This is a genomic window from Collinsella sp. AF31-11, assembly GCF_003475605.1.
GTDB lineage: Bacteria > Actinomycetota > Coriobacteriia > Coriobacteriales > Coriobacteriaceae > Collinsella.
Genome location: NZ_QRQS01000022.1, coordinates 1 through 7,070, shown reverse-complemented (window position 1 = coordinate 7,070; position 7,070 = coordinate 1). Strand labels below are relative to the sequence as shown.

Below are 7,070 nucleotides of genomic sequence, written 5' to 3'. Positions count from 1 at the left end.
GCCAGGGCGCCGCTGACCGGTGGACGGCACCGAGCCGTCAGCGAGATTGAAGAAGGGGGAGGCCTCGCGGCCTCCCCCTTTTTTGCGCTAACGGGTTTTTGTCTCACATAGTAGCTGTGTTTTATAACCCTCGTTTGTCGCATCTTCTGTGAACGGGCTACAATAGCTTAGTCTGTGCGATATGGAGGTGAACATGGCTGAAGCTGGTATCGGTGTTGATATCGTCGAGATTTCCCGCATGAAATCAATTCTTGAAAAGACGCCGTCGTTTGCTTGGCGTGTGTTTACCGAAGAAGAGCGTGCGTATTGCGATGCATCATCGCGTCCCGCTGCTCACTATGCGAGCCGCTTTGCTTCGCGCGAGGCGGTGCTTAAAGCTCTTGGCACGGGTTTTAGTCAAGGCGTGGGTCGCCAGGATGTTTCGGTAACGCGTGATAAACTCGGCAAACCGAAGGCGCTGCTTTCGGGCCGTGCACTCGAGATCGCTCAAGAGCTGGGTGTTGTTGAGGTCGCTCTTTCCATTACGCTTACAGGAGACTTAGCCGTTGCGAATGCCATCGCTATTACCGAAGATGCTCGGCCTAAGCCAAAAGAGGAAAAGGTGAGCACCAAGAAACGCGTTGCGCAGACATTTAAAGAGGCTTGCTCTGTTTTAGATGAGCTTGAGCAGCTGCAGAATTCAGCATTGACGGAGCACCTGGGCGATGCTTCGCAAGATACGCTAGGAGCATAGATGAAACCGGTTTTGAGTACCGAAGAAGTCGTTCGTCTCGAGGATATCATCGAACGCGAAGGGACTTCGAAGGCCGAGCTTATGGAGCTAGCGGGTGAGTTTGCCGCCAACGAGGTCATGAAGCTCAATCCCGATCGGGTTCTCGTTCTGGTCGGTTTTGGTAATAATGGAGGCGACGGTTGGGTTGCCGCCGACATCCTGAACCATAAGGGTGTGGACGTAGATATCGTTTCTCCGGTTGAGCCGGATGAGATTCCTGCTGCTCTGGCACGTCATGTTGCTCGTCGTACTGCCGGCCGCGATGTGCACGTTTGCGTTGGCCCCTCGCGTGACGAACTCGAGGTTTTGATCGATAAGGCCGATGTTGTTGTCGATGCCATTTTTGGTACCGGTTTTCACGGGAATCTGCGTGCGCCGTTCTCCATTTGGATTCCTACGGTCAATGAATGCGCCGATTGTGTCGTATCCATTGATGTCCCCTCGGGCTTGAATGCCGAGACGGGCGTTGTTGATGACGACTGCATTCGTGCCGAGCGTACGGTGACGATGATTGCGCCCAAGATTGGTCTGTATAGCGCTGATGGCCCTGAGTATGCTGGAGATTTGATCTGCGGCAATCTTTACGACCGTCTTGACGAGGTCATCGATGATGTCGACCACGCCGCCGAGATTGTCGAGCCCGGTGATTTAGTTGATTTCTTTGCTCCACTGCCTACGAATATCGATAAGTATTCCCGTGGCTCTGTGCTTATTGTCGCCGGATCTGCGCAATATCCTGGTGCTGCCATTATGGCGGCTAAGTCTGCAGCTCGCGCGGGTGCTGGTTACGTGGCAGTCGCGGCTCCTGACGCCTGCGCCAATCTTATTCGCATGGCACTTCCTTCGATTCCCGTCTTTGCTATTCCGTCTGATTCCCGCGGCTCCTTTGGCGCCGCTGCGCGCATGACGGTGTGCGAGATCGCAAAGAAGTACAGCTGCGTGCTGTGCGGTCCCGGTATGACGACGTCTGCCGGCGCTATGCAGGTGGTTTCGGGCTTGCTTGAGCTTGATGTGCCGCTTATTTTGGACGCCGATGCACTCAACTGCCTTGCTAAGATTGCCATTGACGGTATTGATAGTAACCCCGAGATGTATCGTCGCGAGCAGCCGTTGGTTATGACACCGCACTATCGTGAGCTTTCACGTCTGGTTGCCGGTGACGAGGTGAACGACCTTGGTACCGCGATTGCGGCCGCGCAGAAGGTTGTCTGGGCTGCAGGCTCCGACAATCTGGTGGTCATTGCCAAGGGGCCGACGACGGCTATCTGTGGCGTTGAGCGCGTGCTGCTGCCGCTCTCGGGTCCGGCTTCTCTGGCAACTGCCGGTTCGGGTGATGTTCTCGCGGGTATTTTGGCCGGCACGCTTGCCACCATGCGCGACGAGATGGATCGTTGGGAGTTGCTGTATTCGTACGCCGTCGCACTTCACAGCTACGCCGGTTTTGCCGCGGCGACGGAGTATGGTGAGAAGAGCGTTATCGCGACCGATCTTATCGACTTGATCGGTCCTGCCATGGAGCTGGCGGCAAAGGATGCGCTCGAAGATCTGGGAATCATGGACGAAGGGTCGGATGACTAATCATGAATAAAGCCGATTTGACGCGTTGGTCCTGGGTCGAGATCGACCGCGGGGCGCTCCGTCGCAACACGAGGGCCTATAAGAACTTGTTGAATCCACGTCAGCGCCTGTGCTGCGTGGTCAAGGCCGATGCTTATGGTCATGGAGCTGTTGAGTGCGCCAAGATCATGTATTCGGCCGGTGCCGACATGTTTGCCGTGGCGACGGTTAACGAGGGCGTTGAGCTCCGACAGGGCGGGATTACGAAACCCATCCTCATCCTAAGCGAGCCGCCTATCGAGGCCATTCCGACGTTGCTCGAGTTTGATATCATGCCCTCGGTCTATACGTCTGACTTTGCTCTTGCGTATGGCGAATGTGCCGTCGCGGCGGGCAAGGTGGGCAAGTATCATCTCGCCATCGAGACGGGTATGAATCGTATCGGCGTACACTACACACAGGTGCTCGACTTTGTCCGCGGTATAAATTTCCATCGCGGTATTCAGTGCGACGGCGTATTTACGCACTTCGCCACGGCCGATGAACCTTCGGGCTGGGACTACAAGCTGCAGTGTCAGCGCTTTACCGAGGCCGTTCAGGCCATTAAGGATGCGGGTTTTGAGTGCGGTATCGTGCACTGCGCCAACACGCCGTCCTCGATGCTCGACCCCTCGATGCATTTTGATATGATCCGCGCCGGCGTTGGCTTGTATGGCATGCAGCCGTGCGAGCTGAGTGGCCGCGTGATGCAGCTTGATCCCGTTATGAGCGTCCATGCGCGTGTGACGCGCGTGGCACACCCTGCGATGGGTGAGGGCGTGGGCTACGGTTTTACCTACCGCGTACCGCGTACGCGCGTTCAGATCTGCACGCTGCCGATCGGTTATGCCGATGGCCTATCGCGTACGCTTTCCAATCGTATGGATGTGCTGTATCGCGGCGAGCGTGTGCATCAGGTTGGCAATATCTGCATGGACCAGTTTATGGTCGCCATTCAGTCCAACCCGGCGCATGAGATTCCCGAGGCCGAGTATGGTGACGAGATGATCATTGTCGGCCGCGATGGCGATGCCGAGATCACTATGGACGAGATGGCCCGACTGCGCGGAACGATTAACTACGAGGTCGCCTGCGGCTTTGGCATGCGTCTCGACAAGGTCTACGTGTAGGAGCCGCTATGGGCGTCATGCACATCCCCGGCCATACCCATCAGGCACCACGTGAGGTCGCACTCGAGGAAATTGAGGCCGTTCTGGGCGATTGTCACCTCTGCCAGCTCTACCAGTCGCGTCACAATATCGTGTTTGGCGTGGGAAACCCCCGCGCTCGCGTGATGTTTATTGGCGAGGCGCCGGGCCGCAATGAGGATTTGCAGGGCGAGCCCTTTGTGGGGGCGGCAGGCGAGGACCTCAACGGCATTTTGTCGCTGGCGGGGCTCAAACGCGAAGACGTCTACATTGCCAACGTGCTTAAGTGCCGCCCGCCGGGAAACCGCAATCCGCGCCCCGAGGAAGTGCTGGCTTGCTCACCGTTTTTGCGCGAGCAGATTCGAAGCATCTGGCCCGATATTATCGTGACGCTCGGCAACCCCGCAACGCACTTTGTGCTCAAGACCGAGATCGGCATTACCAAGCTGCGCGGCAGGTTCCATCAGATGGGGCACTTTGTGGTGATGCCCACGTTCCATCCGGCAGCAGCGCTACGCAATCCGGCGTGGCAGGAGCTGCTGGAGGAAGACTTTAAGATGCTGGGCGACTATCTGGAGCGACATCCCGCACCAGAGGACGCCTCGGAATAATAAGGAGCATATATGTCCCTGGAGCGCCTGGGGGTAGGTACTTACAAAACGACTTGCGCTGCCGATACGGAGTACTTTGGCGAGCTAATTGCACCGTGCCTTGAGGATGGCGATGTGCTCATCCTGACCGGTGGCCTGGGAGTGGGCAAAACTCACTTTACCAAGGGCGTCTCGCGCGGGCTGGGCGATGGACATATGGTTACGAGCCCTACGTTCGCGCTCATGGCCGTTCACGATCAAGGTCGTATTCCGCTGTTTCACTTTGATCTATACCGCTTGGAGCATGCCTACGAGCTCGAGGATACGGGCATTTTTGACGTGCTGGGCTATGAGGGTGCTTGCCTGCTGGAATGGGGCGAACAATTCCAGGACGAGCTGACGGATGAGTATCTTTCGGTGACGCTCAAGCGTGATGAGAGCGACAGCGACGTGCGAACGATCACGCTCGAGGCTCACGGCGAGCGCGCGACGGAGCTTTCCGATTTGATTGATAGGGCTGTACAAGATGAGCTTGCATAGGGACAACGCGCCGGTGGTGGCGCTCGATACTTCGACTGACATGCTTGCCTGCGCGGTAAGCTGGATTGATGCGCAGACGGGCGAGGCGAAGCTGGTGAGTGGCGACCATATGTGCCGTCGCCATGCCAATGTGGAGCTCGTGAATACTGTTGATGGCGTACTGAAGCAGGCCGGCCTGGATCGCAGCGATGTTGGTTGCTACGTGGTCGGTCGCGGCCCGGGTTCGTTTACGGGCGTGCGTATCGGCATCTCCACCGCAAAAGGTCTGGCGCGCGGTGCCAACGTGCCGCTGCTGGGCGTGTCGACGCTTGACGCTTGCGCCTGGACGGCATGGAAGGCCGGCGTGCGCGGCAAACTCGGTGTGCTTGCCGATGCCATGCGCGGCGAGGTGTATCCGGCGCTGTATGTGCTGGGGGACGAGGGCCCTGAGCGCCTGTTTGAGCGTGAGCGCGTGGCCAAGGCGGCCGCGGCGCTTGACGGGTGGCGCCAAGCCGCAGATTGGGGCCAGGTAAAGCTGACCGGCGATGGCTTGGTGCGTTATGGCAAGCTGCTGAGTGAGGGCGAGACGGCTCGCTGCGTGGAGCGCGACCTTTGGTGGCCTTCGGGCGAGGGCTTGCTGCTGGCGCATGCCACGGGCGACGGTGATCCGGCTCGCGTCTTGCCGATCTATACGCGCCTTTCGGATGCCGAGGAAAACGAGCGCAGGCGTCTTGGCCTTGCCGAGAGTGCGCAGAGCGAAATTACGGGTGTTGCCGATGAGCTCGCCGGTCGTCATCTGCAGTTCCGTCCCATGGGCGCGGCGGATGCCGAGGGCGCGAGCACACTGGAGGCTGCCTGCTTTGAAGGTGCCGGACACGAGGCGTGGACGCCGGGCATGTTCCTGTCCGAACTGGGCGAGGACGTTGCTGCGCCGCGTAGTTGGTGGGTGGCACACGACGACGGCAAGCTGCTGGGCCTTGCCGGCGGTATGGTCGTGGACGGTGATGTGCAGATTCTGGATGTCGCCGTCGACCCGGCACATCGCCGTGAGGGCATTGCCCGCAAGCTGCTGTCGCACGTGAGCTATGACGCGCAGATGCTCGGCTGCACCACGGCTTCGCTTGAGGTTGAGGACGGCAACGAGGGCGCAATTGCACTCTATGCCGCTCTGGGCTTTACCGAGGCGGGCCGTCGCCGTGGCTATTACGACGCCGGCAAGGATGCCATCGTCATGACGGCGCCATTGCCCTTGGTGCTTCCGGTCGACAATGCTTCGCCCGAGCCGACGGCGGCAGAGCAGCGCGTATGGCCGCTGCCTGCGCCTGGGCGCTCCGAGGGGGAGCGTGCCGAAATTGAGCGCCGCCGCCTGGTGCTTGCCATCGAGAGTTCCTGCGACGAGACGGCCGTGGCGATTATCGATGCAGATGGCAATATGCTGGCCAACCAGGTGTCGACGCAGATTGATTTTCATGCCCGCTTTGGCGGCGTGGTGCCCGAGATCGCCTCGCGCAAGCACGTTGAGGTGATTGTGAGTGTCGTAGATGCGGCGCTTGAAGATGCCGCGGCATCGCTTGGCCTTGAGGGCGGAGCGATTGCGCCAAGTGAGCTTGCCGCCGTGGGCGTGACGCAGGGTCCAGGCCTGGTGGGCGCCCTGGTGGTGGGCGTCGCCTTTGCCAAGGGCTTTGCATATGCTGCCAGCAAACCGCTCGTGTGTGTCAATCATCTGGAGGGTCACCTGTTTGCCAACCTGTTGGCGCAGCCCGACCTCAAGCCGCCGTTTATCTTTACGCTCGTCTCGGGCGGGCACACCATGCTCGTGCACGTAAAGGCATGGGGCGACTACGAGGTGCTTGGCGAAACGCTGGACGACGCCGTAGGCGAAGCCTTCGACAAGGTGGCAAAGGCCCTGGGCCTGGGCTATCCCGGCGGCCCCATCATCTCCAAGCTGGCCGAGACAGGCAACCCCAAGGCGATCGATTTCCCCCGTGCGCTTAACAGCAGGGGAGACTACCGCTTCTCGCTTTCGGGCCTCAAGACGGCGGTGACGCTCTACATCGAGCAGGAGACCAAGGCCGGGCGCACGATTCACCTGCCCGATCTGGCTGCTTCGTTTGAGGCAGCTGTCTTTGACGTGCAGTACAAGAAGGCCAAGAACGCCCTGCATGCCACCGGGTGCAAGGAGTATTGCATTGGCGGCGGCGTCTCGGCCAATCCGCATCTGCGCGAGATGATGATCAAGAAGCTTGGACGTCAGGGCATTCGTGTAACGGTGCCGCCCTTGTCCGCCTGCACCGATAACGCCGCCATGATCGCGGAGGTCGCTCGCCGTAAATTCGACCGAGGTGAGATCTCGCCGTTCGACGTCGACGCCGATCCGAACATGACGCTGTAGTCGTGCTCGTGCGGTCCCCGGCGCTGCCCGGGCGCCAGCGGCCACATATGAAC

General features: G+C 59.5%; 6 protein-coding genes. All 6 read left to right on the top strand.

The genetic code is table 11. The features are described from left to right. Positions 1-193: 193 nt before the first annotated feature. Genes acpS through tsaD form a run of 6 tightly spaced genes read left to right on the top strand, consistent with a single transcriptional unit; the run spans position 194 to position 7,017 of the window. Positions 194-733 carry a holo-ACP synthase gene (acpS, locus tag DWZ22_RS09915; RefSeq protein ID WP_118406045.1) on the top strand — a complete coding sequence of 180 codons (540 nt, stop codon included), beginning with the start codon at positions 194-196 and terminating at the stop codon, positions 731-733. Further along, the gene (locus tag DWZ22_RS09910; RefSeq protein ID WP_118406044.1) at positions 734-2,350 is read left to right on the top strand and encodes an NAD(P)H-hydrate dehydratase; all 1,617 of its coding nucleotides are present in this window, start codon (positions 734-736) and stop codon (positions 2,348-2,350) included. A gap of 2 nt (positions 2,351-2,352) precedes the next feature. Continuing rightward, positions 2,353-3,498 (top strand): alanine racemase, encoded by a 1,146-nt coding sequence (gene alr, locus DWZ22_RS09905; protein WP_035137770.1) that lies wholly within the window; start codon positions 2,353-2,355, stop codon positions 3,496-3,498. Positions 3,499-3,506: 8 nt separating this feature from the next. Further along, positions 3,507-4,127: a uracil-DNA glycosylase gene (locus DWZ22_RS09900; protein ID WP_006235848.1), complete on the top strand. Its 621-nt coding sequence runs from the start codon at positions 3,507-3,509 to the stop codon at positions 4,125-4,127. Positions 4,128-4,139: 12 nt separating this feature from the next. After that, entirely contained in the window at positions 4,140-4,646 is a 507-nt protein-coding gene (gene tsaE / locus DWZ22_RS09895) for a tRNA (adenosine(37)-N6)-threonylcarbamoyltransferase complex ATPase subunit type 1 TsaE (RefSeq protein ID WP_117843703.1), read from the top strand. After that, positions 4,633-7,017: a tRNA (adenosine(37)-N6)-threonylcarbamoyltransferase complex transferase subunit TsaD gene (tsaD, locus tag DWZ22_RS09890; RefSeq protein WP_118406043.1), complete on the top strand. Its 2,385-nt coding sequence runs from the start codon at positions 4,633-4,635 to the stop codon at positions 7,015-7,017. Before tsaE ends, tsaD begins: the two co-directional genes overlap by 14 nt. Positions 7,018-7,070: the final 53 nt, after the last annotated feature.

Excerpts from the sequence above, each read along its gene's own strand:
- alr (WP_035137770.1), top strand. The coding sequence starts at position 2,353 with ATGAATAAAGCCGATTTGACGCGTTGGTCCTGGGTCGAGATCGACCGC.
- DWZ22_RS09910 (WP_118406044.1), top strand. The coding sequence starts at position 734 with ATGAAACCGGTTTTGAGTACCGAAGAAGTCGTTCGTCTCGAGGATATC.
- acpS (WP_118406045.1), top strand. The coding sequence starts at position 194 with ATGGCTGAAGCTGGTATCGGTGTTGATATCGTCGAGATTTCCCGCATG.
- DWZ22_RS09900 (WP_006235848.1), top strand. The coding sequence starts at position 3,507 with ATGGGCGTCATGCACATCCCCGGCCATACCCATCAGGCACCACGTGAG.
- tsaE (WP_117843703.1), top strand. The coding sequence starts at position 4,140 with ATGTCCCTGGAGCGCCTGGGGGTAGGTACTTACAAAACGACTTGCGCT.
- tsaD (WP_118406043.1), top strand. The coding sequence starts at position 4,633 with ATGAGCTTGCATAGGGACAACGCGCCGGTGGTGGCGCTCGATACTTCG.